This is a genomic window from Mycobacterium sp. IDUB_9, from assembly GCF_055419505.1.
The window spans coordinates 400,488-426,395 of sequence record NZ_JBVAXU010000002.1; the positions used below are offsets into that span (position 1 = coordinate 400,488).

Annotated in this window: 23 protein-coding genes; 8 read left to right on the forward strand and 15 right to left on the reverse strand. The window is 65.6% G+C overall.

The features are described 5' to 3' along the window. Positions 1-27 precede the first annotated feature (27 nt). Both ACZY08_RS10500 and ACZY08_RS10505 read left to right on the forward strand, forming a co-directional pair. Entirely contained in the window at positions 28-333 is a 306-nt protein-coding gene (locus tag ACZY08_RS10500; RefSeq protein WP_463744909.1) for a type VII secretion target, read from the forward strand. 3 nt (positions 334-336) lie between these two features. Continuing rightward, entirely contained in the window at positions 337-1,800 is a 1,464-nt protein-coding gene (locus ACZY08_RS10505) for a hypothetical protein (RefSeq protein ID WP_463744908.1), read from the forward strand. Between the two features lie 18 nt (positions 1,801-1,818). On the opposite strand, the gene ACZY08_RS10510 is transcribed toward ACZY08_RS10505, so the two are convergent. Then, positions 1,819-4,980 (reverse strand): adenylate/guanylate cyclase domain-containing protein, encoded by a 3,162-nt coding sequence (locus ACZY08_RS10510; RefSeq protein WP_463744907.1) that lies wholly within the window; start codon positions 4,978-4,980, stop codon positions 1,819-1,821. 233 nt (positions 4,981-5,213) lie between these two features. Here ACZY08_RS10510 and ACZY08_RS10515 point away from each other — a divergent pair, with 233 nt between their 5' ends. Continuing rightward, complete coding sequence (locus tag ACZY08_RS10515; protein WP_463744906.1) at positions 5,214-6,353, forward strand: Rieske 2Fe-2S domain-containing protein; 1,140 nt, start codon at positions 5,214-5,216, stop codon at positions 6,351-6,353. Between the two features lie 64 nt (positions 6,354-6,417). Here the strand turns inward: ACZY08_RS10515 and pdxR are convergent, their stop codons facing one another. Further along, the gene (gene pdxR, locus ACZY08_RS10520) at positions 6,418-7,863 is read right to left on the reverse strand and encodes a MocR-like pyridoxine biosynthesis transcription factor PdxR (protein ID WP_463744905.1); all 1,446 of its coding nucleotides are present in this window, start codon (positions 7,861-7,863) and stop codon (positions 6,418-6,420) included. A 29-nt stretch (positions 7,864-7,892) separates the two neighbouring features. Here pdxR and ACZY08_RS10525 point away from each other — a divergent pair, with 29 nt between their 5' ends. Then, the gene (locus ACZY08_RS10525) at positions 7,893-8,309 is read left to right on the forward strand and encodes a hypothetical protein (protein ID WP_463744904.1); all 417 of its coding nucleotides are present in this window, start codon (positions 7,893-7,895) and stop codon (positions 8,307-8,309) included. 3 nt (positions 8,310-8,312) lie between these two features. On the opposite strand, the gene ACZY08_RS10530 is transcribed toward ACZY08_RS10525, so the two are convergent. Beyond that, the gene (locus tag ACZY08_RS10530) at positions 8,313-9,353 is read right to left on the reverse strand and encodes an LLM class F420-dependent oxidoreductase (RefSeq protein ID WP_463744903.1); all 1,041 of its coding nucleotides are present in this window, start codon (positions 9,351-9,353) and stop codon (positions 8,313-8,315) included. 157 nt (positions 9,354-9,510) lie between these two features. Between ACZY08_RS10530 and ACZY08_RS10535 the strand changes: the two genes are divergently transcribed. Beyond that, positions 9,511-10,230: a DUF3298 domain-containing protein gene (locus ACZY08_RS10535; RefSeq protein ID WP_463744902.1), complete on the forward strand. Its 720-nt coding sequence runs from the start codon at positions 9,511-9,513 to the stop codon at positions 10,228-10,230. Positions 10,231-10,237: 7 nt separating this feature from the next. On the opposite strand, the gene ACZY08_RS10540 is transcribed toward ACZY08_RS10535, so the two are convergent. The 12 genes from ACZY08_RS10540 to ACZY08_RS10595 are packed head-to-tail and all read right to left on the reverse strand — an operon-like array spanning position 10,238 to position 22,969. Continuing rightward, complete coding sequence (locus ACZY08_RS10540; RefSeq protein ID WP_463744901.1) at positions 10,238-11,677, reverse strand: carotenoid oxygenase family protein; 1,440 nt, start codon at positions 11,675-11,677, stop codon at positions 10,238-10,240. A gap of 25 nt (positions 11,678-11,702) precedes the next feature. Then, entirely contained in the window at positions 11,703-12,371 is a 669-nt protein-coding gene (locus ACZY08_RS10545) for a hypothetical protein (RefSeq protein ID WP_463744900.1), read from the reverse strand. After that, positions 12,368-12,967 (reverse strand): Mce protein, encoded by a 600-nt coding sequence (locus tag ACZY08_RS10550; protein ID WP_463744899.1) that lies wholly within the window; start codon positions 12,965-12,967, stop codon positions 12,368-12,370. Before ACZY08_RS10550 ends, ACZY08_RS10545 begins: the two co-directional genes overlap by 4 nt. A gap of 15 nt (positions 12,968-12,982) precedes the next feature. After that, a complete protein-coding gene (locus tag ACZY08_RS10555; protein ID WP_463744898.1) occupies positions 12,983-14,272 on the reverse strand; it encodes an MlaD family protein in 1,290 nt (429 codons plus the stop codon). After that, entirely contained in the window at positions 14,269-15,390 is a 1,122-nt protein-coding gene (locus tag ACZY08_RS10560) for an MlaD family protein (protein ID WP_463744897.1), read from the reverse strand. Before ACZY08_RS10560 ends, ACZY08_RS10555 begins: the two co-directional genes overlap by 4 nt. Beyond that, a complete protein-coding gene (locus ACZY08_RS10565; RefSeq protein ID WP_463744896.1) occupies positions 15,387-16,493 on the reverse strand; it encodes an MCE family protein in 1,107 nt (368 codons plus the stop codon). The genes ACZY08_RS10560 and ACZY08_RS10565 overlap by 4 nt, the downstream gene beginning before the upstream one ends. Beyond that, positions 16,490-17,551, reverse strand: a complete 1,062-nt coding sequence (locus ACZY08_RS10570; RefSeq protein WP_463744895.1) for an MCE family protein — start codon at positions 17,549-17,551, stop codon at positions 16,490-16,492. The genes ACZY08_RS10565 and ACZY08_RS10570 overlap by 4 nt, the downstream gene beginning before the upstream one ends. Beyond that, a complete protein-coding gene (locus ACZY08_RS10575; RefSeq protein WP_463744894.1) occupies positions 17,551-18,609 on the reverse strand; it encodes an MCE family protein in 1,059 nt (352 codons plus the stop codon). The genes ACZY08_RS10570 and ACZY08_RS10575 overlap by 1 nt, the downstream gene beginning before the upstream one ends. Further along, complete coding sequence (locus ACZY08_RS10580) at positions 18,606-19,898, reverse strand: MlaD family protein (RefSeq protein WP_463744893.1); 1,293 nt, start codon at positions 19,896-19,898, stop codon at positions 18,606-18,608. Before ACZY08_RS10580 ends, ACZY08_RS10575 begins: the two co-directional genes overlap by 4 nt. Next, a complete protein-coding gene (locus ACZY08_RS10585) occupies positions 19,898-20,752 on the reverse strand; it encodes an ABC transporter permease (protein WP_463744892.1) in 855 nt (284 codons plus the stop codon). The genes ACZY08_RS10580 and ACZY08_RS10585 overlap by 1 nt, the downstream gene beginning before the upstream one ends. A 1-nt stretch (position 20,753) precedes the next feature. Then, complete coding sequence (locus ACZY08_RS10590) at positions 20,754-21,614, reverse strand: MlaE family ABC transporter permease (protein ID WP_463745290.1); 861 nt, start codon at positions 21,612-21,614, stop codon at positions 20,754-20,756. After that, a complete protein-coding gene (locus ACZY08_RS10595) occupies positions 21,611-22,969 on the reverse strand; it encodes a cytochrome P450 (RefSeq protein WP_463744891.1) in 1,359 nt (452 codons plus the stop codon). The genes ACZY08_RS10590 and ACZY08_RS10595 overlap by 4 nt, the downstream gene beginning before the upstream one ends. A gap of 41 nt (positions 22,970-23,010) precedes the next feature. Here ACZY08_RS10595 and ACZY08_RS10600 point away from each other — a divergent pair, with 41 nt between their 5' ends. Genes ACZY08_RS10600 through ACZY08_RS10610 form a run of 3 tightly spaced genes read left to right on the forward strand, consistent with a single transcriptional unit; the run spans position 23,011 to position 25,905 of the window. Then, positions 23,011-23,817, forward strand: a complete 807-nt coding sequence (locus tag ACZY08_RS10600) for an SDR family NAD(P)-dependent oxidoreductase (RefSeq protein ID WP_463744890.1) — start codon at positions 23,011-23,013, stop codon at positions 23,815-23,817. Beyond that, complete coding sequence (locus tag ACZY08_RS10605; RefSeq protein ID WP_463744889.1) at positions 23,814-25,223, forward strand: aromatic ring-hydroxylating oxygenase subunit alpha; 1,410 nt, start codon at positions 23,814-23,816, stop codon at positions 25,221-25,223. The genes ACZY08_RS10600 and ACZY08_RS10605 overlap by 4 nt, the downstream gene beginning before the upstream one ends. After that, entirely contained in the window at positions 25,213-25,905 is a 693-nt protein-coding gene (locus ACZY08_RS10610; RefSeq protein WP_463781793.1) for a TetR/AcrR family transcriptional regulator, read from the forward strand. The genes ACZY08_RS10605 and ACZY08_RS10610 overlap by 11 nt, the downstream gene beginning before the upstream one ends. Positions 25,906-25,908: the final 3 nt, after the last annotated feature.

Sequence of the window (25,908 nt, forward strand, 5' to 3'; positions counted from 1 at the left end):
CGGTGCCCGGCTGCGTCTAAACCGGGCATGGGAGATGTAACTGCCGCCAGTCTTGACGGCGCGGCACTGGCGTCCGTGGCCGCCGGATACGACGCCGTTGCCGACGATCTCGATTCAGTGGTGCGCGACCGCCTGCGTGGGCCCGTGTTCGACGGTGCGTCCGCCGGGCACGCCCACGTTGCCGACGGGGACGCGGTGCGGACCGCCGTGGATGAGGTGACGGACGGGTTGCGCCGGTGGTCACGGGCCAGTGCCGAGGTCGCGGCCGTGTTGCGCAGCTCGATCGATCGGTACGCGGTTGCCGACGCGCGTGCTGCGGCCCGGGTGCGTTGAGCCGTGGCGGCAAGCCTCGATGTGGCGGCCCGGTTGGATGAGGGGCAGGTCGCCGTCGACACGATCGCCGAATACGTCTGGGCCTGCCACCTGCTGGGCTTCGGCCACCCCGATCTGACCCGCTACCGCTATCAGGTGCGCGACTGGTACGCCGCCGAGGATGGCCTGGACCTGCGGACGCTGGATACCGAATGCGCATCACTGGCCGCCGCTGCTGCGGTGGCGGAGCAGGTATTGCGAGTGCAGGACAACCACTTTCAGGATCTGTCGCGGGCATGGCAGGGTGCCGGGGCTCGGGCGTCGACGGATTTTCTCGCCCGGCACGCGACCGCGGCGACGCAGGTCGCCGCCGGGATCCGCGGCGCGGCAGCGACATTGACCCGGTTGCACGACACGCTCCGGGATGCGGTGGACGCCAAGGTCTCCGCCGCGCTTCAGATCGAGGAGCGCCAGGCCGGGCACCGTGGAACTTGGCTGGCGGCGGCGCGGACGGTGAGCACCGGTGTGGGGGACCGGTCGGTGGCCAGTGAACTGATCGACAAGCAGGTGAAACCCTTCGTGGCGAACGACATCGGCGGCGACTGGTTGACGGCGATGCGCAGCTCGACGCGGGCGGTTGCCGATGCGTACGCGCAGGCGGTCGCCGCGTTGCGAGCCGAGGCGCAACCGGTGTTCGGCATCCCGGGGGATCTGGGGCCGGCCTGGCTTCCGTCGGGTGGCCCTCCGGGTCCCGTCCTGGCCGCCACCGCCGATGCCGCCGACCGGCCTTCGGCAGCCGGTTCGGGTGGGGGATTCGCCGCGGCTCCGGCGAGCGTGCCTTCGTTCTCGGCTCCCGCGGCGATGGTGCCCGCCGGGATGGCACCCGGCGCCCCGGCGGCCGGACCCGAGCCCACCGCCCCGGCGGCACCACCCGTCGAGTCGGCGGCTCCCGCCCTGGCCTCACCTGCAGGATTGGGACAGGGCCTCGGTGGCGGTGGCCTGCCCGGTCTGGGTGGCATGCCTGACATCGGTTCCGGCTTGGCCGGTTCCGGGCAGCCACTGGCGGATCTGCTGGGCGGGCTGATCGGGTCGTCTGCCGATGATCTGCCCGGGGATATCGGTGACCTGCAGGACGACGACTTCGAGGACGTTGATCCGGAAACAGACGATGACGCACCCGACGACATGGCCGATGAAGCCGAACAGGATACCGAGGACGACAGCACCGAGGACGACGGCACCGAAGGCGCGGACGAGGACGGTGAGCTCTCCGGCGACGAAGCTGCGGAGCCGGATGAGACCGGGGAAGTGGCCGAGCCGCAGACTGATGCGCCCCAATCCGATTCACCCGAGCCCGCACCGGAGGTCCCCGCAACCGTCAGCTCGCCGTCCACTGTGCCGGATCCGGTTGCCGATCCGCTCGCCGCGCCCGCGGGTGAAACTCCGTGTGCGATCGCGGCCGACGAGTTACCTCAGGCGGGTCCGTGACCAGTCATGGTACTGCGGTCAGCTCATTGCCTCGGCCATGGCCATATGGCCCTCGAAGCCAAGCGAATTCGCCATATCCCGGTAGCAATCCCTCAAGTTCGTATAGGTGGCGTCATCGCCTTGCGCCCGCGCAAGCAACGCGCGCAATCGCAGCAGCACGATGTCGCGGACAGCCGACTCGCCGAGGGGTGCGAGCGCCAATCTGCTGACCGCGCACTCGGCCTCGGCCACGTCACCGTCGGCGCAGCGTTCCAACAGTGTCTCCACCAGAACTCTGGTGCCGCTCGTGCACGCCATGAGGGCTCCGGTCCGGAACATGTGGTCCAGGGCCCTCCGCATCACCGGTATCGCCTCGTCGCGGTCACCGAGCTTGGCTCTTGCCAAGCCGGCGGTGAGATCGGCGGTCGGCACGAGGTAGAGGCGGGACCGCTCGTGTAGCCACATGTTGCGCATCTGCTCCAGCAAGGCCAAACCTCGGTCCCAGTCCGTGCGGGAATCCCGGCTCACCAGTGTGACACCAAGAAATAGTTTGACGCTGCTCAGCGCTGAATCGCCGGTCAATCTCCCGGCGGCGCGCAGCGCTGAATCGAGCTGTTCCACGACGCCATCGTCGGCGTGAACCATCCCGTTCGAACACGCGAATCCATACGCTCCTCCGGCGATCAATGCACGGGTGACCGGGTCGCAGCTTCGGGCCATGGCCACCGCGTCGTCGAGGTCCTGCTGCCACCCGGGCTGTCCCAGCCAGGCGCGAGCGATGCCGCGAAACTCCAACGCCGACGCCAGCGGCGACACCATGCCGAGGTTGCTACGCGCGTCGTCGGCCATGTCGATGACGGCCTGCGACCACCCCAAAACATCGGCCATCGCACCGGTTACCATCTTGGCGGCTGACGCGGCGTATGTCGCTCCCATGATGAGGGTTGGATCACCGATCGAGTCGAGCAGCACCATCTGTTCGGACACCAGCCGCGATGCCTCGCGCACCCGCCCGTGGAACATGCGCGCGGTTGCCAAACCCGTCATGCCCATGGCCAGGGAGGCCTTGTCCCCGGCCTGCTCGCACAATGTCCGCAGCTCTTCGAACCGGCCCGAGACGTTCGCTTCAGCTGTCCGCCAACCGGTGGCGCACAGCATGGTGAGGGGAGCGATGCCCAAAGCGGTGCGGTCCGGGTCGTTGCTCGGCAACGAATCGGCGATCTGGCGCGCACGTTCCCAACTGACCCGCGCCGCAGTGATATCGCGGTTGACCGACCATGAGCCGGCCCGCATGTGCCAGTCGTAGGCGACTCGCAGTTCGCCGGCGGCTTCGATGTGTTCGGCGATCAGCGCCGCGTTCTGGTCGGTTGACGCCGGGCTGCCAGTTTCGATGGCCGCGGCCAGCCGACGGTGCACTTCGGCACGATCGGACTTCAGTTGCGACTCGTATGCCACCGCGCGGATCAGTGGGTGCCGGAAGGCGTATTCGACGTGCGGGGTGAACCCCACTTGATCGATCAGCTCCGCGCTGAGCAGCTCGTCGAACACCGGATCGATCCTCAGCGCGGTCAGAAGCTTTGCGCCGAAGCGTGACCCGACCACCGAAGCGGCGTTCAACGTCCGCTTGGCCTTGGTGTCGAGGCGGTCGATGCGGGCCTCGATGACCGCCTGCACCGTCGCGGGCACGGTGACGTCGGCGGTGTCGGCATGGCACACATAGTCGCCGCGGCCACCGTCCAGCACACCACGCTGGACCAGTTCGCGCACCATTTCCTCGGCGAAAAACGGGTTACCCGAGGCTCGTTCGGCGATGGTGGCGGCCACGTCGCCAACCGAGGGATCTGTACCCAGCAGCTCGTCAATCAGTGCCGTTGATTCCGAATTGCTCAGCGGCGCAAGCGCTATCGTTTGTGTAACGGTCACGCGTCTCAACGCCCCATGGTATTCGGGGCGGTAGGTGATCAGCGCCATCGCCGGGATTTGTGGGATGACGGCGAGGAAGTCGACCAGCATCGACTCGCTGACCTCATCGATCCAGTGCGCGTCTTCGATGAGATAGAGCACCGGGTCGGTGCGGGCCAGCGATGCGCCGTTGATCATCGTCGTCAGCCGGCTCCGCCGGGCGTCCGCGTCGATATTGGGCAGCGGAGTGGCAGTGTCGGCGATGCCAAGCAGGTCATCGAGCAGCAGCAGATCCTGCTCCTCAGTGCCAGGGAACTGCGTCCGCACCCGAACCCGGGCCGCCCCGTCACCGAGTTCGGCTATCCCGCACGCCGCCCGTAACAGGTGCCTGACCACCCGGAAGGGCAGGTCGCCGGCATGCGATTCGCAGAACGTCCAATACACCTCGAGCCCGCGGTCCGCCGCCAGCGCCGCGGCCTCCCGGAGCACCCGGGACTTGCCGACACCTGGCGGCCCCACCAATCCCACGACCGCGCCGCGACCACTGCTCGCGCGGTCCACTGATGCCCCGACAGCGTCCAGTGCGGCCTGTCGACCGACCAAGGTCGACTCCGTGCCCCCGACCAGAGCGCGCTTCGGTTCCACCGCCAGCAGCCGGCGCGCGGGCACCGGCTTGTCAGTTCCCTTGATGTGGACCAGTTCGGTGTCGTCGAGGACCGCGGCATGCTCGACCAGTCGCGCGGTCGACTCGGACAGCATCACTCCGCCCGGGGGAGCGACGGATTCCATCCGCTGTGCCAACCCGACCTGCTCTCCGATGAGGGTGTAGCCCAGCACGCCCGGCCCCGTGGCCCCGGCTGTGACCTCGCCCGAGTTCAGGCCCACCCGCAATCGCAAGGCGACACCGTCGCGGCGGTGGATCTCGTCGGCGAAATGTCCAGCGTCGGTCTGAATGGAAAGGGCCGCCAGGCACGCGCGGATCGCATGATCCTCGAGTGCGACCGGTGCCCCGAACACGGCCATCAGGCCGTCACCGGTGAACTGTTCCATCGTGCCGCCGTAACGTCGCACTACCGCTGCACTACGACCGACCAGTTCGGTCATGATCTCCCGCAGCCGCTCCGCGCCTACCGTCGCGGCAATTTCCATCGAATGCACCACGTCGGCGAACAGCACCGTCACCTGCTTGAACTCGGCCGGTTCGGCGACTCTGACAGCCACGCCGCATTCGTTGCAGAACTTCGAGTTCGCCGGCAGCTGGTTGCCGCAGGCAGCGCACTTCACGCCTGCTGCCGTCATGTCGACCACCACCCATCCGCGGTGCGATCAGCCGATTCGCCAAGGGTACGGCGTAGCTTGCAACGCCGTGTGCGATCGCCACCGACGAGTTACCGCAGGTGGGTGGCTAGGGTCTGCGCCGAATCGGCTTTCGATCCCTGCCAGTGGGACTTTGGGAGCCGAAGTGGACACCTGGGTGTTAGACCTGGTTGTGATGTGAACCACAGTCGCCGAAACTTCGGAGGGGGTCCTTGATGACGATGGAATCCGAGTGCGAGGTGCGCGAGATAGAAGCCGAAGCACCGCCGACGCGATTTGCTCGTGGCTGGCACTGCCTCGGACTGACTCGCGACCTCGGCGACGGGGAACCGCACGGGATCAACGTATTCGGGCAGAACCTTGTCGTATTCCGCAGTGGTGACGGCAGGATCAACGTGCTCGACGGATACTGCCGACATATGGGCGGTGACCTGTCCCAAGGTCAGGTCAAGGGTAATGAGATCGCCTGCCCGTTCCATGACTGGCGGTGGGGCGGCGACGGGCGCTGCAAGAACGTGCCGTACGGCAAGCGTGCGCCCCGACTGGCCCGCACCGCCACCTGGACGACCCTTGAGCAGGACGGGATGCTGTTCGTCTGGAACGATCCCGAGGGCAATCCTCCGCCGGCCGATGTGACGATTCCGCGCATCGAAGGTGCCACCAGTGATGAGTGGACCGATTGGCATTGGTACACAACGGTCGTCAATGCCAACTGCCGTGAGTTGGTGGACAACGTGGTCGATATGGCGCACTTCTTCTACGTGCACGGATCAATGCCCACCTACTTCAAGAACATCTTCGAGGGCCACATCGCAACCCAGTACATGAACGCGGATACCCGCGCCGACCGTGACGATGTCGGCGGCTCGGCGATGCTCGGCACCACATCGGTGGCGTCGTACTACGGGCCGGCCTTCATGATCGATGACCTGACCTACCACTATCCCGAAGCCGACCATTACAGCGTGCTGATCAACTGCCACTATCCGATCGACGCGAATTCGTTTGTCCTGCAATACGGAATCATCGTCAAGAAAGCCGAGGGCGTGTCCGGAGAACGGGCCCTGCAGAACGCAATCGCACTGGGCGACTGGGTCAAGATCGGCTTCGAACAAGATGTGGCAATCTGGAAGACCAAGGCACGCATCGACAACCCGTTGCTGTGCGAGGAAGACGGGCCGGTGTACCAGCTGCGCCGTTGGTACGAACAGTTTTACGTCGACGCTGACCACGTGGCCGCCGACATGGTCGACCGGTTCGAGTACGTGATCGACACGACGAGCGCTCAGCATGCGTGGGCGCAGGAGATCGAAGACAACATCGTTGCCCGCGCCACCGTTGAGTCAGCGCCATGACCGACCGCCTCGATCCTCGGCTCGAAGAGTTGCCGATGGTGCCGGTGTCCTGCCGCCGCTGCGGCTAACGGTGCGGATGGCCCTTCGATCGGGTGAGGATCGCTCCTAGTCGGCTGATGCTGTCGCGGATGGCGGTCTCGCCGAGTGCGCCGTATCCGATCACCAGGGCAGGTGGCGCAGAGTCGGGATCCGCCCAGTTCCACCGGGCGCCGTCCAGGCGCAGGCCCTGTTCGCGGGCGGCGGTGACGATGGCATCCTCGTCCGAGTTGCCGGGCAATCGGAGATAGACGTGCAGGCCCGCGTCGATGCCGGTCGGCCTGGTCTGGGGCATCGACGTGCTGATTGCCGACAGCATGGCATCGCGTCGCTGGCGATATACCGGGCGCACCCGCCGCAGATGGCGAGTCATCCCGCCGGTAGCGATGAACCGGGACAGGGCGAGTTGTTCGAGCGCGGAGTTGCCCATGTCGTCGTACAGCTTCTCGGCGGCCACGGATTCAACCAACCAGGACGGCAGCGCCATCCATCCGAGTCGCAGAGCAGGGGACAGCGTCTTGCTCACGCACCCCGCATAGGCCACGTGATCCGGGGCGAGTCCCTGCAGCGCGCCGACAGGACTTCTGTCATAACGGAATTCGGCGTCGTAGTCATCTTCGATGATCAGCGCATTTCGGTCGTGGGCCCAGGCGATCAGCGCTGCCCTGCGGTCGGTGTCGAGCACGGCCCCGGTCGGATAGGAATGGGCGGGCGCCACCAACACTGAGCCGACGTCGAGTTGAGCCAATCTGGAGACATCGAGCCCGTCCTTGTCGACCGGCACCGGCAGCACCCGGAGCCCGGCACGTGCGATCGCGTCGCGATGAAATCCGAAACACGGGTCCTCGACAGCGACTGCGTCGCATCCCCGCGCCTGCAGCGCCCGGGCCAGCAGCGTAATCCCCTGCGTGAGACCCGAGGTGACGATCATGTGGTCGGGCGTGACCGCAACGCCACGGACGCGGCCCAGGTACTCGGTGAGGGCTTCGCGTAGCGGGCGCATGCCGAGCGGACCCGGGTAGCCCAATTGGGAGTTGGGTGCCGCGGTGAGGGCACTTCGGTAGTGGCGCAGCCACTCGTTGCGGGGAAACAGCGCGGCATCGGGCAGGCCTCCACCCAGCGGCACGGCCGGGTCTCGGGCCTCGCGCGTGCGCGGAGATTGTTGTGGCGCAACCGGTCTCACCCGGGTACCCGAACCCTGGTGTCCGGTCAGGTAACCGTCGGCCACCAGGTGTTCGTAGGCGGCGACGACGACGCTGCGCGCCACACCGAGCTGTGTGGCCAGTACGCGCGATGGTGGCAGTAGCGAGCCCGCCGCGAGCCGGCCCTGTTGAATCCCCACCCGCAGCTGATGTTGCAGCTGCATCGCGAGCCCGTCAGGGGACGCGCGGTCCAGGTCCAGCAGAAGGTCCGGCGGAAATCCGGCCTCAGCTGAATTGGTCTGCTGAAGATCTCCAGAATTGGACCCTGACATAGACCAATGCTAGGAGCGATCGTGGAGCCATGTCTACGATCAACAACCTCTCCTCAGTCGTCCGCCCGGTGATCACGTCGTGGATGCCCGGGCCTGCCCCAGTCGGCGACGGACCGGTCCTGGTCAGCGTGACCGAGTATGCCGCGCATTCTCTACGGCATCTGCCGGGCGTCGCCTACAACGGGATGCGCATGCGGGAAGGTTGGTACGCCATGCCGGGCGCGGTCGGGCTGTGGTTGTGGAGCTTGCCCGCTGCAGGCCGCGGCGGATCGATTTCGGTGTGGACGGATGCAGAGGCGTTGCAGCAGTTCGTCATCCTGCCGCACCACGTAGACATCATGCGCCGCTACGGCGATCGCGGAGCCGTCCGGTCGACCACCTGGGAGGCCGATACCTTTGATCGGACGAGCACCCTCGCGCGGGCCCGTGAGTGGATCGGGCAGTAGTCGTTATCGGGTGAGAGACACCAGCTCTTCGCAGAACCTCACCGTCTCGGCAGTATCGGTGGCCAACGGGTGCACGAGCATCGTGGTCACCCCGGCTTCGGCATAGGCGGCCAGCCGTTCCTTGACGAATCCCTTTGGCCCGACAAGGGATATGTTGCGGACCAGATCGTCGGGCACCGCGGCGATGGCCTCGGCCTTCTTGCCGGCCAGGAACAGGTCCTGGATGTGATCGGCCACCTCGCCGTACCCGTAGCGGGTGGCCAGGTTGTGGTAGAAATTCTTGCCGCGTGCACCCATGCCGCCGATGTACAGCGCCAGTTGGGGTTTCGCCCAGGCCAGCCGGTCGTCGACGTCGTCGCCGATAGCCAGGCTGGCGCTGACCATGACGTCCAGCGGGCCCAGCGCCGGATCGCGCTTGGCCGTCCCGGCCCGCAGGGCATCCCCCCACACGTCATCGGCCTTCTCCGGGAGGTAGAACACCGGCTGCCAGCCCTCGGCGATCTCGGCGGTGAGCTCGACGTTCTTGGGTCCCAGTGCCGCGATGGTAATCGGAATACGCTCGCGCACAGGGTGATTGATCAAGTGCAGTGACTTGCCCAGTCCGGTGCCCCGGTCGGCGGGCAGTGGCAGCTGGTAGTACTTGCCGTCGTATTCGAGGTTCTCCCGGCGCCACACCTTCCGGCAGATCTCGACCACCTCGCGGGTGCGGCCCAACGGTGCGTCGAACGGAACACCGTGGAAGCCCTCCATCACCTGCGGACCGGAGGTGCCGATGCCCAGCCGGAACCGACCGTCGGACACGTAGTCGACGCCGGCGGCGCTCATGGCCATCAGGGCCGGCGTGCGGGTGTAGATCGGGACGACGCCGGTGCCGAGCTCCATGGTCGAGGTCTTGGCGGCAAGGTAACCCAGCTGGCTGATCGCGTCGTAGGAGTACGCCTCGGCGACCAGGGCGATATCGACGCCCACCTTCTCCAGCTCGACGACCTGATCGGCCGCCTCCTTGAAGCCGCCGGCGTAACTCAGAAATATTCCTGTCCGCATGACAATACCTTACCACCAACCAGTTGGTTGGCCAATTTCGGGGCAGGTGAAATTTGTCCGGATAGGTGAATAATTCGTCACGATAATCCAATTATGACGTGACATAATTCGGAGTAATGGACGCACGGGAAATCGACAACCATGCAGGAGGGCTGAAATGCTGACCCGTATTCTGGGCGTCGCCGCGGTGAGTGCGGGGGTCGCAATCCTGGGAACCGGCATAGTTTCGGCAGCTCCGGAATCTCCGTGTGCGCCGTACGTGCCGATCGCCGACACGATTGCCGGTGCCAGCCCAGAACACTTGGGCAACTGGGTCGTTCGCTATGAGCGGGTGAGTGCCGGCGACCCGGCGATCGCTGACGCGATAAACCAGGTGATCGATGCCGAAGCTCGGGGCCAGGTGGCTACCTACGAGCCCAGTGCGACCAAGACGAATCCCTGGACGCTGAATATAGGTGGGCATGTTGTCAAACGGCCGGTGACCATTTCTGCGCTGTTCACCGGCGAATACAATACCGACCAGCCGAACATGCCATTCAACGCCGTTGCGACCCGGGTCTTCGATTGTCGAAGCGGAATTATGATCGATTGGGACAATCTCTTCACCGATAAAAAGGCGGGGCTCGAGCGGCTTTCCGAGCAGACGAAGCGGATCCTCCCGACGGTCTACGCGCCCCCCAGCCGTCCCGGGGTGTGGCAGTTCGGCAGCGAGATTGCTCCGGTCGACGACAACTTCCGCTATTGGATCCCTACCGATCAGGGCATCGAGCTGCACTTCCCGGACTGGCAGTTCGGTCGCGGCCTCCCGGTGATCACCGTCGGCTGGGCGGCGGTCAGAGATCTGATCGCGCCGGAGTTTCAGGCGATCACCGGGTAACCGGTGGTCAGTGCGGTTGGACGATCCGCGGGGTGTAGCACCCGTGGAAGCTCAGCGGCAGGTGATGGCGCAGCCGGCCGACGTAGACCGGTCCGGCTGCGATGTCCTTGGCGTCGAACACCGACAGCTTGGCGGTGTTGTTGACCGCGTCGAGGACCGGTCCGATCAGCCAACCGTCATCTTCGTCGGTCGCGCCCGGGCGGGCCGCGAAGACGGCTTCGTGGGGGAGTTCTCCGTCGGGGAACTGGAACTGGGTTTCCGTGCCGGTCTCGTTGTCGATCTTCGCCACCGCATTCGGGTAGAGGCTCCCGCCGGTAGCGGCCGACATGTAGAAGTAGCGATTGGGCTTGGCCATCTTGAAGACGTTGATACTCGGGAATTCGCCGTGAACGCTGGAGAATTCGTCGATGGTGACGTTCCCGGTCCCAGAGATTCTCAACCGGGTGGGCAGGCCACCGAAGGGCATCGTGGAGGTTTCCATCAGGGTTTCGACGCCGGCCAGCTGACCGTTGAGTTGCTCCCAGGTGGCGTGGTAGTTCATCACGTCCACCACGACGTCGCCGTTCTCGTCGTCGTAGGCATTGGCAAAATGCAGGTGCAACATCGGATCGGTGTGGAAGATGCGTGGCTTGCCGCCGTCGCGCGGTACCAACGCGATCATGGTGCCCATTGATGCGTCGTATTCAATCGCGTCAATGTAGTTGAGCAACCCGAAGGCGGCGCCGAAGAACTTCTTCAGGGGGAAGACCAGCGGAGGGATCACGAAGACCATGTACCGCTTGGTCAGGCCCACATCGTGGTTGAACATGGGCCCGGGCAGCCGGACCGCACCCAGACGGTGCAGCTTGCCTGCGCGATCGACCCGGTAGCAGATCAGCTTGGGGACCGGCGCCATCGCCATCCCGAAGTTGTACATTTCGCCGGTTTCCCAGTCCCACTTCGGATGTGCGGAGAATGCTCCCAGCCATTTGAGCTCACCGTCGTAGTCGTACTCACCTTTGGTGCGCAGGGTGTCGGGATCGAGTTCGGTGGGCCGGCCACCTTCCCAGAGGGCGAGCAGTTTCCCGGCATTCACGACGACAGCGGTGTTGGCGACATTCGCGGGAAACCGCAACGCATTGGCCAGGAGGCCACCTTGGCGCATGGTGCCCAGGGCACGGAATGGCGCGCCCTCGGAGATGATCGAGCGTTGGTAGTGCTTGGTCTGGACGAACCGGTTGCGGAAGTGAACCTTGCCGTCGGACATCGAGTACATCGTCAGCATTCCGTCGCCGTCGAAGATGTGGCCGAGCGGCGTTCCGCCGGCCTCCATCTTGCCGGGGCCGTTGCGGTACAACGTTCCTCGCAATTGGTCGGGCAACTCGCCGGTGACGTCGTCGATCGTGTAGTCGTACTCCTCGTAGAGGGGGGCGTAGGTCTGGATGGGATTGTTGTCGACGTTGGTCATGACGGGACTCCTTGTTCGGTGTTGGTCAGTGGGCCGGGTGGACGCGCAGGGTGCATCCCAGGCCGGGCAGATGAGGGTCGAATTCCAGCGGCATCGGTCCGTCGGCGTGAAAGACCTTCTCGCAGGCCGCCTTGCAGCCCATCTGGCAGGAATTCTCCTGTGCAGTAGACGTCCCGACCACGACATGCATCGCGCATTCGGGGATCTCGTAGACCAATGTGCCACCGGGTTCCTCGCCGGTGCGGTAGATGGGTCCGACCAGGAAGGTGGAGATGCCGACACCCATATCCATCACCGGTGCGTACCACGCCTTCGGCACGATCTTCACGGCGTGGAAGATCGGCAGCAGGAACCGCAGCCACTGCCGCAGCCTGGCCGCGACGGCGTCGGACACCAGTTCCTCCACTGCCGCGAAGGGCAGATCCCGCAGCAGTTCCGAGGTCACCCATTCGAGTTCGGCAACGAACTGCCCATATTGGCGTTCCCAGGAGTGCCGTGGGCTCTCGAACAGCCCACGCCGGCGGCGCTTGGCCACCAGGGTCTCCCACTGCGCATCGATCGCCTGGCGGTCGTCGGTGACCAATCGCAGCATTGGCAGGAACACAGTTTCGGGGAGACCGGCGACACGCTTGAGCATCGAATGCATCAGCAACTCGTCGCGCAGCATGGCGACGCCGCCGGTCGGCGCGGTCACGGGAGCTCCACCTTGGCGGCCTTCCATCGGCCGTCGACGTTCTGCATGGTCATGACCATGCGGCTGCGATCCACCCGCGGGTCAGGTACTTCGGTGTTGGTCACCGTTTGATCGACGAACAACAACACAACCACCTGGTCGGTGGTGGCCGACTTGATCGCGGAGTCGACGACCACGCCGTGGCCGGTCGCCTTGTGGTCGATCAGCAACTTGCGGAGTTCGGCGCTGGATTTGGCGTACATGTCATGGAATTCGCCCGTGGAACCGTCGAGTACGGCCGCGAAGTTCGCGTCCAGGTTGTTGGTGTCCACCGACGTCAGCGTCACCGCGTAGGAGTCCGCCGTATTCAGCGCGGCTGCACTGGCATTCGCGATCCGGCGGCCTTCGAAGTAGTGCCAGCCGAAGAATCCGGCGACACCGGCAAGGGTCAGCAGCAGGGCTGCAACTCCTGACGCAACCAGCCGCGACTTCCAACTAACCTGGGAATCAACGGATTCCGGTTCTTCGACATCGCTCTCTGGGGAGTCGCAGGTGTCGCCATCTGCAGGATCGGCAGTCTCACTGTCGAGACGTTCGGCCAGTTTGATGCTTGCCATGGTGCTCCTCATCTCTTACCACTGTCCACCCTGGCGTTGCGGCTGGGACTCCGGAGGGAGCGCCGGCCCGCCATAGGGCAGTTCGATGGTGTGGTCGGTGGTCGGCGTCGGGTCGGCGCGCCGTAGGGGATCGAGTCCCGGTGGGGGCGTGGCGGTGTCGTCGCCAGGCGGTCGGGGTGCGTTGCGGGCGCCTCGGACCAGGAGATTGGGATCCTGATTCTCGCAATACGTGTACAGGTACGGTTCGGGATAGTTCGGGATGAACGGCACATCGCGCTGGTGCGGGTAGTCGCACACCGGCCGGGGATAGATATCGGCGATGGCCCAGATGGCACCGTCGTGCATCAGTGACCGGATGCCGTCGAGCAGGGGTTGGCGATGGTCGTTGAACATCCCTTCGAGGGCGGGAACCCGGACCTGGGAGAGCTGGGCAACCGTGGTCAGGTCGCCGAGCAGCTGCACCATGGTGGGCGAGTTGTTGTCGATCACGGAGTCCACGGTCGTCAGCAGTTCCGGTGTCTTGGCGAGCAAGGTCCTTATTCCCTCGTCTTTTTCGCCGATGCCGCCGAGTGTGCCGGCCAGGTTGTGCGACATGGCGGTCAGCCCGCCGGAGGAGTCGTCGATGATCTTGAATACCGTGCGGCTGCTCCGGAGCAGCGTCATGGTCTGCGGCAGCACCCCGTCGAGGGTGTTGAGCAACACCGCCGAACCGTTGAACAGGGCACGCAGTTTCTCCGGCCCCTCTGCGCTGACCCCGAGCTCGTCGATAACCGATTCGATCTGCTCGGGGTCGGCCTGGGCCAGCACCCCGTCGACATTGGTCAGCAGGCGCCACAAGGGGACCGGAATCTCAGTCTGGCTGCGGTCGATCACCGTGCCGTCCGACAGGAACGGCCCGTCGGCGTGTTGCGGGGTGAAGTCCAGGTACTGCTCTCCGGCCGGGGAAAGCGCTGAGACCCGAACAACAGTGTCGGCCATGGGAATATGAGCAACGCGGTCGATCATCGCGGTCGCGACCACACCGTTGCCTGCCACCTCGACAGACTTGACCCGGCCGACCGGGATGCCCCGGACCGTGACGTCCTGGCCGGGGAGCAGCCCACCTGATTCGGCCAGGTCCACCTTTACGGTGATCTGGCGATCGAACGGGTTGACCCGCAACGCGCCGAACGCCAGATACGCAACGCCGATCACCACCAAGAGCAGTTGGCCGACGACCGACAGCACCAGCTTGCGCGATGTGACAAAGTGCACCGAGCGAATGGCCAAGGTCGCCAACGGGTTCAGTACAGTGCGCAGGCTCATTGCGGCGGCCCCCAGATCTGGCCGCGATCAGGGCCCCATACCCGGTCACCGAGCTGGGTCAGGACGAACCGGATCGAGCCGACCATGTTCTCCCAGTTGGCCCACTTGGGACCGGTGAACCCCGGGTCCGCGAAGTGGTTCATGTCCGGGATGTGCCCGATCGCGACCTGCTGAAGGTCGACGTCGGCAGCGGCAGCGTTGCTGCCGAACAGCTTCAGCGCCGCCGGCATGAACCGCAGAAAGTTCGCCATGGTCACCCTGGGCTCGGTGGAAGCCTCGTTGAAGGCGGACGACAGGGTGTTGAGGTCGTGGATCCAGCTGCGGGTGTCGGTACCAGCGATGGCCGGGAGCTTCTGCAGTTGCGCAGTTACGGCGCCGATCTCATCGACCAGGTCCACGATCGCAGCGGTGTTGTCCGCGATCGTCAGTAATGCGGGCGTGGCGGAGTCCAAGACCTCGTTGATGGTGTCGCGACGGGCGTTGAGCTCGTCGGCCAGCCTGGCGGTCGCCTCCAGCATGGTCCGGATCTCGTCAGAGCGGTCGGCCATCGTAGAGACCAGTGCGCGGGACTCGTGGATCAGTCTGGTGAGGCCCTCGCCGTCCTTGCCGAGTGCTCCGCCGACCCCGTTGAGCACCCGCGTCAGGTTCCGGATCACGCCACCGTTCACGATCAACGATGTAGTGGCCAGCACCTGTTCGACGGTCGCGGCCGCGGTCGTGGCGTGCTGCGGAATCCGGTCCCCGTCGGCGAGCAGCGCTGTGCCGGCCGGGCTGGATGCGGGTGGGGTCAGGGAGACGAAGACGTCGCCGAGCGGTGTCGCCGAACGCAGTTCGGCGGTGGTGCCCTCGGGCAGACGGATGCGGTCCAGGATGCGCATCTGGACCACGGCGGTGTAGTCCTTGGCGCTCATGCCGACCACCTCGCCGACATCGGCCCCGCCGACGCGGACCTTCGCACGGTCCGGGAGATTGAGCGCGTTGGAGAACTCCGCATCGAGCTCGTACGTAGACCCGCTGAGCCCGGGGGCAGGAAGAGGCAGTTGCTCCACTCCGGCAGAGCATCCCACCGTCGCGGTCGCCACCACGGTGCCGACTGCGATGTGAAGGGCCGTCTTCATCGATCCCCCAGCTTCGTCATGGCTTCGAGCATGCTGGTCATCCCGAAGTCGGGGCCGAGATCGCGAATGGATCCGGTGCGGCAGCCCAGTTGACGCAGTCCCAGGATGTTGCAGACTTCCTTGGTCATCGAGCTGTCGAAGAACACGTTGTCGAAATGGGCGCCGACGCGCAGCATTCCGTTCTGCATGTCGATCGCGCCTGCGGCATTGTCGATTGCCAACGGCGCCACGTCGAACACCTCGGCGAGCTCGCGACGATAGTCCACGAGCGCCCTGCTGAGCCTGGCGCTGCTGGCGATGCTGTTCTCGAGGTTGCCGCCATTGTCTGCCAGGAGTTCGTTGAGCTGGTTGAGCAGTCCGTTGAGCCGTCGGCCGGTGTCACCGCGACCGACTGCCTCGGATGCCAGCAGATCGGTGAGCTGTCGGACGTAGGAACCGAATTCACGGACCTGGGCCTCGTTGCGTGCTGCACCGTCGGTGAGCTTGCTGAGATTGGCGATGATGGCATCGAGGTTCTGCTTGGTCGCGGCGCCGCCGTCGGCGCCGGTGCGCAGAGCGTCCGACATTCCGGCCAGTGCGTTCTTGATCTCGGGCCCGCTGGTGGAGGTGATCGCGGAGGTGGCCGACATCAGGTCGGACAACGGTCCGTTGCCCTGTCCGTCGCCACCCATGGCGCTGCCGAGCTTGTCCACCATCTTCAGTACCCGGTCGAATTCGACTGGGGTTCTTGTGTGCTGCGGTCCCAGCACGGCGCCTTGGGTCAGCATCTGCCCGCCCGAATAGGCGGGGGTGAGTTCGATGTGGCGGTCGGTGAGAATAGAGGTTCCGACGGTGACTGCAGAGACGTCGGCGGGGATGCTGGTGCCTGGGTCGACCTCGATGGCCACGTCGACATGGGCGCCGCGGTTGTCGATCGCGGTCACCCGTCCGACCGACATGCCCAGCACCGACACGTCGTTGCCGACGTACAGACCGATGGCGTTATCGAACTGGGCGGTGAACCTCAGCGGGGCCGTTGGTTTCGGCCGGAACAGATAGGCGCCGGTCACCGCCAGCGCCACTGCGGTGATCAGTACCGTCACAATCGCGGTCTTTCGTGTCATTCGCAGTCCTTGAAATACTGGTAGCGCTCCGGCCACTTCCACTGCTCGGCGCGGCCACTGATGGCGCACATCCAGGAATCCACCATCAGCCCGCCGGGCAACATGAAGTCGAGGAACGGTCCCGATCCGGTGGCGTTGGCGGCATTCCGCATGGCGACCGGCATGATCTGGAACAGGTTGCGCAACAAGGCGTCATGGTCGCCGAGCATCGACGTGACCTGCTGCAGGTCGGCGAGCATCTTGTCGATCTGCGCGCTGTTGGTCCCGACGACGCCGTCGGCGGTGGTGATCAGGGTGGTGGTCGCTTGCAGCAACCGTTCGACGCTCGCGCGGCGACGGACTATCTCGCCGGTGAGCTCGCGGCCCTGAACGACGAGTGCGGCCAGATCGTCCTGTTGACCGCCCAGGATCTCGGCGACGCTGGCGGTGTTACGAAGCAGATTGGAGATCTGGTCTCGGCGCGCCGAGATGATCGCCGACAGGTTCTGGACGTTGGTCAGCGCCTCCGGGAGCACCGCAGGCACTCCGGTGAGTTGCTGCGACAGCGTCTGCATCGACGTGGCGAACCTCTCGGCGTCCACGTCCTCGAACGTCGTCGTCGAATCGGAGAGCAGTTTCTGCAGGTCGTAGGGGACCGAGGTGTTCGCCAGTGGGATCCGGTCATCGGCCAGCGTGCTGCCGCCCTTGGGGCGCAGCTCGACATAGCGCGACCCCAGCACCGTGGTGAGCTTGATTGCGGCCTTGGTGTCGTCGCCCAGACGAATGTTGTTGTCCAGCTTCATGGTCACGATGACGCGGTTGACCGCCAGTTTGGTGGCGGCCACCACGCCGACCGGAACGCCGGCGATGCTGACCTGGTCGCCGGGCCGCAGGCTGGCCGCTTGCAGGAACTCGGCGGTGTAGGTCCGTTTGCCGAGATGCATCGAGCTAAGGGCCGTGCTTGCGACGATCACGACGGTCAAGGCCAGCAGGGCGAGGGTGCCGATCACCGCCGGGTTGCGGTCTTCGAGTGTCCTAGGGCGCCGGGTCTGTGGATCGGATTGGCTCATCTCGCTCATCACCTGCACTTCGCCGTGTACTTACGCTGCCCGCCGGGGGTGGCCGCGTTGACGATGGTCGGAATGATCGGCTTGAGGAAGTTGAACAGCGTGAAGTTGAAGTCGCACGGCATCGCGCTCATCGCGGTGGAGTCCCCCGTAATGCGAGACAGCCCTTTGAGCACCGCGGGCAGGTTTGAGCCGAGTGTCGCCCAGCCGTCGCGGTTGGCCACCATCGTCGACAGCATCCCGGGCTCGCGGCTCAGTAGATCGTGCAGCTCGGGCTGCGTCGCGGTGGTGATTGCAGACAGCCGCGACACCACGGTCGCGATCGACCCGGTCGAGTTCACCAGCTCGTCGCGGTGCACGTTGAGCCCGGCGATCACCGAACGCATCTGGACCAGCGTGGTCTGGAGTTGAGCGCCACGAGAGGCCAGGTTTTCGGTGACGGCGTTGAGGCTGTCGATCACCCGGCCGAGGACCTGGTCCGGGCCGGCCATCGATTGTGCCAACTCCGAGGTCTGTGCCACCAGGACCACGACGGAGTCCGAATCACCCTGCAGCGCATTGATCAACGCGTTGGAGAGGTTCCCGCGGTTGGTCGGATCGAGCAGCGTGAACATCGGCTCGAAACCGTTGAGGAGGTTGGTGACGTCGAATGACGGCTCCGTGTGCTCGACGGGGATCGCGGCGCCGTCGGCAAGCCGCTCGGGCAGGCCGAAATCGGCCAGGGTCAGGCCGATGTAGCGCTGGCCGATGATGTTCTGATAGACGACCGAGGCCTTGGTGTTGCCGTACAACGGCTGATCGCGCTGCACCCGGAATCCGACGGTGGCCAGGGTGGCCTCACCCGAGCCCGGATCGACGAGGGTGACAGAGTCGACCCGGCCGACCCGCACGCCCGCCACCCGCACATCCGAGCCCTCGCGCAATCCGGTGACATCGGTGAATTGTGCGGTGTAAGTGAAGGTATCGCCCTGCACTCCTCGGCGCAGCGTCACCAGGATGGTCCAGGTGAGTGCCAGGCACACCGCCATGAAGAAGGCAAGCCAGACCAACATGCGGGCGCGTACGTTCATGGTGTTCCCGTGGGCTGTTCGGCGGGCAGTGGGGGGACCGGAGCCGGTGTGGGGACGAATTCCTCTGGGGCGGGCGGTATTTGCAAAGCATTCTGAAGTACCTCGTCGGCAGGATTCGCCGGGTCGGGCAGGGTGATGCCGTCCGGCGGGACGTAGGCGCGCGGATCGGGTAGGCCGTGGGTGTCGACGATCGGGATACCCTCGGGTGCGGTCTCGCAACTCGGACCGCGCAACTCGCCGTACACCGGACAATCCGCGCGGTTGTAGAGCCGCAGCGGCGCGAGTGCGACGACGAGCTTGAACGTGAACGTCACCTTCTGATTGGTGCGCGTCCACATTTCCTCGAAGAAGCCGTTGACCACATTGTTCAGGCCGACGGCGACGGCCGGGAATTTCCCGGAGCGGTCGGCGAGCACCCCGATCACCGGGGTGAGATTGGTGGTGATGCCCGCCAGCTCGTCGGTGTGGTTGTCCATGGCGGTTCGCAGGGTGCCTGCGGTGTGGTTGGCGCCGGTCAGCAGATTTGTCAGTGCCGCATGCTGTTCGGCCACGGTGCGCATCGGTTTGACCGCGCTCTGCAGCGAATCCAATAGATCGGGGGCGGTGTCGCCGAGGGCGCTGAGCGCGGAGTTCCAGGTTTGCAGGGTGGGCGGGCCGGAGTCGTCGGTGCGTAGTTCGTTCATCTCGGTCACGATCCGGTTGAGACCCTTTGCTGCCGAGGTCAATTCGGGGCCCTTACCCGCCGTCGCATCGGCGATGGCGCGCAGCACGCCCAGCGTGTGGTCTGTGCCGGGACGTCCCGCCGCGGCGACCAGCTCGCGCAGCTTGGCCAGCGTGGTCTGGAACAGCTGGGTCGGCAGCGTGGTGTCCTGACCGATGACGTCACCGGCCCGGATCGGCTTGCCGGCGCCGTTCTCGACCAGTTGCACCGTGGAGACCGCGAAGGCATTGCCGGGGACGATGCGGGCGGTCACCGTGTTCGCGATGTTGGCGACGTGGTCGGGGCGCAGGTCGATGTTGACGATATTGTCGCCGCCACCCAGCGCGGGCGTGACGGACCGCACCGTGCCGACCAGGACGCCGCGGTACTTGACGTCCGACTTGGGCGGCAGCCCGTCGCCGACGCTCGGCAGGCGCGCGATGATCTGGATCCGATGGTCGAGGGATCCGGTGGACTTGGCGAACATCAGGTATCCGGTGATCGCGCACACCACCAGGAACATGACGCAGGTGACGACCAGGGCGCGTTCGGAGGGTCCTCGACCGTCCAGTTCGAACGGATTCGGCATCAGCCACCCAGCCTTCCGCCGGCGTCGACGCCCCAAAATGCCATTGTGAGCAGCATGTTGGTGACCACCATCAGCGTGATGGACAGCCGCATGGCACGTCCGGCGGCGATGCCGACGCCCTGGGGGCCGCCGGACGCGTAGAAGCCGTAGTAGCACTGCACCGTGGACATGATCGCCACGAACACCGCCACCTTGATCACCGCGAAGAACATGTCGCGGCCTGAGAGCATCAGCGCGAAGTAGTGCAGGTAGGTCCCGGAGGCCTGGCCGCTGGCCAAGTAGACGACGAGCTGACACACCAGGAAGTTCAGCGCCAGGCACACGACGAACAGCGGGATGACCGCCATTGCCGAAGCCAGCACCCGGGTGGTCACCAGGTAGGGGATCGGGCGAATGGCCACGGATTCCAGCGCGTCGATCTCCTCGGCGATCCGCATCGAGCCCAGTTGCGCGGTGAATCGGCAGCCGGCCTGGATCGCGAAGGCCAGGGCGGCCATCATCGGCGCCAGCTCGCGCACGGTCGCCAGTGCGGTCAACAGCCCGGTCGCGGGCCCCAGGCCGAGCAGGTTCAGCGCGTTGTAGCCCTCGATCGCCACCACCGCTCCCGCGGCTGCACCGACCACCAGGACTACGCCCGCGGTGCCGCCGCCGACGACGATCGATCCGTTGCCCCACGTGACATCGGAAGACAGTCGCAGGAATTCGCGGGGGTACTTCTTGATCACGATCGGGATGCCGGCCAGGGTGCGGAAGAAGAACGCGACGATGTGGCCGTTACGGGCCATCTGGAATTCGGTGGCGCGTGCGGCGGAGATCAGGGGGCGGGCGCCGGTCGGCAGGTAGGTGGCGGCCATGTCAGAAACTCGTCTTCGGGAACAGCACCAGATACATCTGGCTGATCAGCGTGTTCGTCAGCAACAAAAGCAGAATCGATTGCACGACAGCGGCATTCACCGAGTTCGCCACCCCGGCGGGTCCGCCTCTGGTGTCCAGTCCCTTGTAACAGGCGATGACGGCGACGATGACGCCGAACACCACGGCCTTGATCAAGGTGAGGACGAGGTCGTCGACGGTGGCGAATGAGGAGAACGTCGTGGTGTAGCTGCCCGGGGTGCCGCCCTGCAGCATGACGGTGAAGGCGTAGCCGGCGAGGAATCCGATGAAGCAGGTGAACCCGGTGAGGGCAACCGAGACGATCACGGCAGCGGCAAGGCGGGGGACCACCAGCCGTTGGATCACCGAGATACCCATGACTTCCATCGCGTCGGTCTCGTCGCGGATGGTCCGCGCACCGAGGTCGGCGCTCATGGCCGAGCCGACTGCGGCGGCCATCAGGATTGCCGCGACCAGTGGTGCTCCCTGCTTGATCACCGCCAGTCCGTTGGCCGCACCGGCCAACGCGGTCGCGCCGAGTTGTCCTGCCAGCAGGCTGAATTGGACGGCAAGGGTGACGCTGATGGGTATCGCGATGAACAAGGTCGGCACGACGGCGGTGCGGGCCATGAAGACGGCCTGTTCGACGAATTCCCAGAACGGGAAGCGGCCACGCGCCAGATCGCCGACCAGGTGCTGGATCGTGCGGACCGCCAGTATGCACTGACCGCCGACGGTGCGCAGCGAGGCGAGCGGGTGTCGATCCACGTACCCCCGCCACCACCGCAGGACCCGATCGGTGGCTGCGGTGTCTGCGTCCGACGGCGCGTGCGGCACGGTCAGTGAGCCCGGAAGATGAGGTCGAGTCGCTTGAGACCGCGCAGCATGAAGCTGGGCTCGTACTCGTAGTCGTTATCGGGTGCGAGCTCGACCGCACTGAACCGACGGGCGATGTCTTCCAAGGCGATTCGCGCCTGCAACCGTGCCAGCGCGGCTCCCAGGCAGGAATGGATGCCCTGACCGAACGCCAGATGCGTTCTGGCATTCGAGCGTTCGGGGTTGAACTCCTCGCCGCCGTCGTACTGTGCCTCGTCGCGGTTGGCCGAACTGAAGACCAGCACTACCAGCGAACCGGCCGGGATCGTGTAGTCGCCGAGGTTCGCTTCGGCCTTGGTGATGCGGAACATCGACTGCACCGGGGTGAGGAAGCGCAGTGCCTCCTCGACGAGTAATTCGGAACGGGGCGCGGGATCCTCCTGCAGCCAGTGCCACCACTTCGTGTTCAGTCCGAGTTGGTGCAGCGTGCCGGTCATCAGCTTGCGTGAGGTCTCATTTCCGGCGATCAGGATCTGCTGGATGATGCTGAGCGCCGCGCCCGTGGTCAGAGGGTCGTCGTCGTTGGCGTTGGATGCCTGCACCAGGCCGGTGATCAGGTCGTCCTGCGGATTGGTGCGACGATCCTCAAGCTCGGCGGCGAAGTAACGCTGGTACTCCAGCAAGCTGCGGGCTTGCTCGAGGGCACCGGTCTCGTCGATCTCGGCGCCGATGGTCAACGCGAATTGATCGGACCAGCGCCGGAAGTCGTCGATGCGGTCGTCGGGCACGTTGAGCGCCTGGGCGATGATCCGCAGCGGTAACGGGGCGGCGAACTGTTCGACGATCTCCACCGGTTCGTCGGTCGGCAGCGTGTCGAGCAGTTGGTTGACGACCGAGCGAATCCCCGGTTCACGCTGAGCGACGAAGCGGGGGGTGAACGCGCGCGCGACCATCCGGCGGTAGTAGTGGTGGTCGGGCGGGTCGGCGGTCAGCAGCGTCGGGATCATGTCCCAGCCCTGCTTCTTGAGTTCTTCGATCTCTTCGGCCACCGAGGCCGGCGGCGGCATCTGCGGAAGGCCGAACGCCGAGGAGAACACCTCGTGGTTGGTCAGGGCGGCAGACACCAGCTCCCGGGAGGTCACGAACCACATTCCCCGCTCGGCGACGAAGTGAACCGGCGCTTCCCGGCGCAGTGCCTGGTACCACGGGTGCGGCACCTGCATCGTCTGTGGATTCAGCGGGTCGAACGCCGCGATCGGGCAGGTGGCGGGCGGGCTGGTGATGTCGGTCAAGGCCGTCTCCAGGGTTGTGGGCAGGCTGCCCGGGGCTTCGAATATCCGCTTGACTAATTGGTGGACCAATATAATAGTGAGGTGCGTCATATATCAAGGCTCAATCTGGGGCCCGGGAAAGCGAGGGAACGGTGCCGACAGCAGTGGTGACGGGGGGCGGCAAAGGCATCGGTCGCGCGATCTCAGAACGCCTCGCGGCCGACGGTATGGCTGTGGTCGTGGTGGACGTGGATGTAGCCGCCGCCGAAGATGTCGCCACCTTGATCGGCGGTCGAGCAGTCGGCTGCGATGTCGCCTCTGAGGGGTCGGTCGCAGCGCTGGCCGGTGCTGTGGGTGACATCGGCGAAATCGATGTGCTGGTCAACAACGCCGGCATCTGGCGCTCGAACACCCTTGCCGAGAGCACCGTCGACGAGGTCGATGCGGTGTTGCGGGTCAATGTCCTCGGCAGCTGGCTGGTCACCCGGGCACTGCTCGGGAGATTCGGGCCCGGCGGCGGCGCGATCGTCAACCTGACATCGGTACTGGCCGAGCTCGGCGGCGCCGGGCGCGGGATCTATCCGGCTTCGAAAGCCGCGCTGGTCGCGCTGACCAAACAGATGGCAACCGAGTACGCGCCCCGGGGAATCCGGGTCAATGCCGTCGGGCCCGGCCTGGTCCTCACCGACGGCACCGTGGGCGAGTTCGCCGATCCGGGATTGCGGTCGGCCATCGGCGAGTCGATGCCGCTGGGGCGCCTCGGTGAACCGGCCGACGTCGCGGCGGCGGTGGCCTTCCTGGCCTCGGCCCAGGCGGGCTACATCACCGGTCAGGTGCTCTACGTCGACGGGGGATGGGGCATCAACGGATCGGCCTTCATCGGCGCAGCTGTGCAGGAATACCTGGAGGGCCTGGCTTCTACACCCCTGAAGGCACCTTTGACAGAGGAGGCAGTGTGACCCAGGCACCTGGCAGAACGGACAACGAGGTGAGCAAGCCGGGGGAGGCGCGATCCTCGGGGCCGACCGTGCAGAGTCTGCTCGCCGACGACTCCCGGGAAGTACCTGCGCCGCTGTTGGAGGAGTCGTACGAGTTCCTCGGGTCGGCCGACATCGACAAGGAGCGCTACTTCACCGCGGAGTTCCACCGGCTCGAGGTGGATCGGATGTGGAAGCAGGTCTGGCAGTTCGCCTGCCGCGAGGAGGACATCCCCGAAGCGGGGGACTACTACGTCTACGACCTCGCCGATATGTCGTTGATCGTGGTTCGCACTGCTGCCGGTGCGATCAGGGCCTTCCACAATTCCTGCCTGCACCGCGGTACCCGGTTGTGTGACGACGCCGGCCGGGTCAACCAGTTGCGCTGCCCGTTCCACGGCTTCACCTGGAGCCTGGAGGGCAACCTCACTGATGTGCCCGGACGGTGGGACTTCCCGCACGTCGACGATGCGGCTTTCGCCCTGCCCGAAGCTCAGACCGGGACCTGGGCGGGGTTCGTCTTCGTCAACCCCGACCCTGACGCGGCCCCGCTGTCGGACTATCTCGGCGACCTGGAGAAGCATTTTGCGCCGTTTCACCTGCAGGACCGTTTCAAGGCGATTCACGTCGCCAAGGTCATCGACTGCAACTGGAAAGTCGGCATCGAGGCGTTCCTGGAGTCCTACCACGTCATCGCCACCCACCCCCAACTGCTGGAATACCTCGGGGACGCCAACACTCAGTACGACATCTACACCCGGTCCGACGGACTGCCGGGGTTCAACCGGATGATCACACCGCAGGCGACCAGCAGCCCGCACCTGGAACCGCTGGAGCCCCAGGACGTGCTCGATGCGATGTTCCGGGATTTCTTCCCCGAGGGCGTCGGGGCGTTCGAGGTTCCGGACGGCCAATCGGCGCGTCCCATCGTGGCCGCGGCGATGCGTGACAATCTGGCGCAGACCACCGGCGCCGATCTCTCCGGCACCAGCGACTCGGAGATCGTCGACGCGATCCAGTACTTCGTCTTTCCGAACATGGTGCCCTGGGCGGGCATCGGTGCACCGCTGACCTACCGGTTCCGGCCGTACGGCAACGATCCCGATCGCTGCATCTTCGACATCATGATGCTGATTCCGTTGCCGCCCGGTGTGCCCAAACCCAAGTCGCCGCCGGTCCATTGGCTGACGGCCGACGAGGATTACGGCGCGGCACCGGAGCTGGGCGGGTTGTGCGCGGTGTTCAACCAGGACCTGGCCAATCTGCCCCGGGTGCAGCGCGGTCTGCGGTCGATGACCAAATCCGGTGTGACGCTGGCCAATTACCAAGAAATCCGGATACGGCATTTTCACCAGGACCTGGATCGGTACCTCGCCGGTGACGACTGAACTGCCATTGAGCGCCCCGTCGGCCAGTGCGCTGCGCAATGATGTTCTGATGAGCGAGGTCACCAGCACCCGATCGGGACCGGGCCGTCCGGCAGGCACCGACAGCGTCGATACCCGTCAGCGCGTGCTCGACGCGGCGTGCCAATGTTTCGCGCAGCATGGCTATGGACCGGCCACGAACAACCTGATCGCGGAGATGGCCGGGGTGACCGCAGGCTCGCTGCACTACCACTTCGGATCCAAGAGCAATCTCTTCGAAGCGGTCTGTGACTACGTGTACGGCAAGATCGTCGCGCGCTCGGTGGAGGCGCTGGCCGGCCCGCACTCGGTGCGCGGCCTGTTGCGGGCGGTCCTCGCCGAATCGATGCGGATCAACCACGAGTCCCCGGAGCTGGCCGGATTCGTGGCCACCGCACCCATCGACGCCCGGCGCCATCCCGAGCTGTCCGAGGCATTCGCCAAGCAGGCCGCCGCCATGGCCGACACGCTGGCGCAGGCGGTGACCGCCGGCCAGCGCGCCGGCCTCATCCCGGACGACCTGGACGCCCTCGCCGTCGCGGGCATGATCAGTGCGATAGTCGACGGATTCGCCCACGCCGCCGCCAACACGGACGTCACCGCCATGGACTCGATGAACGATCTGTTCGGGAGATTGCTTCTCGAGTCCGGCACCGCGCCTTAGTCG

Coding starts and splice junctions, on each gene's coding strand:
- ACZY08_RS10530 (WP_463744903.1), bottom strand. CDS start 9,353: ATGCGGACAGGAATATTTCTGAGTTACGCCGGCGGCTTCAAGGAGGCG.
- ACZY08_RS10565 (WP_463744896.1), bottom strand. CDS start 16,493: ATGACACGAAAGACCGCGATTGTGACGGTACTGATCACCGCAGTGGCG.
- ACZY08_RS10515 (WP_463744906.1), top strand. CDS start 5,214: ATGACGATGGAATCCGAGTGCGAGGTGCGCGAGATAGAAGCCGAAGCA.
- ACZY08_RS10555 (WP_463744898.1), bottom strand. CDS start 14,272: ATGAGCCTGCGCACTGTACTGAACCCGTTGGCGACCTTGGCCATTCGC.
- ACZY08_RS10595 (WP_463744891.1), bottom strand. CDS start 22,969: ATGACGCACCTCACTATTATATTGGTCCACCAATTAGTCAAGCGGATA.
- ACZY08_RS10540 (WP_463744901.1), bottom strand. CDS start 11,677: ATGACCAACGTCGACAACAATCCCATCCAGACCTACGCCCCCCTCTAC.
- ACZY08_RS10580 (WP_463744893.1), bottom strand. CDS start 19,898: ATGCCGAATCCGTTCGAACTGGACGGTCGAGGACCCTCCGAACGCGCC.
- ACZY08_RS10585 (WP_463744892.1), bottom strand. CDS start 20,752: ATGGCCGCCACCTACCTGCCGACCGGCGCCCGCCCCCTGATCTCCGCC.
- ACZY08_RS10560 (WP_463744897.1), bottom strand. CDS start 15,390: ATGAAGACGGCCCTTCACATCGCAGTCGGCACCGTGGTGGCGACCGCG.
- ACZY08_RS10575 (WP_463744894.1), bottom strand. CDS start 18,609: ATGAACGTACGCGCCCGCATGTTGGTCTGGCTTGCCTTCTTCATGGCG.
- ACZY08_RS10500 (WP_463744909.1), top strand. CDS start 28: ATGGGAGATGTAACTGCCGCCAGTCTTGACGGCGCGGCACTGGCGTCC.
- ACZY08_RS10525 (WP_463744904.1), top strand. CDS start 7,893: ATGTCTACGATCAACAACCTCTCCTCAGTCGTCCGCCCGGTGATCACG.
- ACZY08_RS10570 (WP_463744895.1), bottom strand. CDS start 17,551: ATGAGCGAGATGAGCCAATCCGATCCACAGACCCGGCGCCCTAGGACA.
- ACZY08_RS10510 (WP_463744907.1), bottom strand. CDS start 4,980: ATGACGGCAGCAGGCGTGAAGTGCGCTGCCTGCGGCAACCAGCTGCCG.
- ACZY08_RS10535 (WP_463744902.1), top strand. CDS start 9,511: ATGCTGACCCGTATTCTGGGCGTCGCCGCGGTGAGTGCGGGGGTCGCA.
- pdxR (WP_463744905.1), bottom strand. CDS start 7,863: ATGTCAGGGTCCAATTCTGGAGATCTTCAGCAGACCAATTCAGCTGAG.
- ACZY08_RS10550 (WP_463744899.1), bottom strand. CDS start 12,967: ATGGCAAGCATCAAACTGGCCGAACGTCTCGACAGTGAGACTGCCGAT.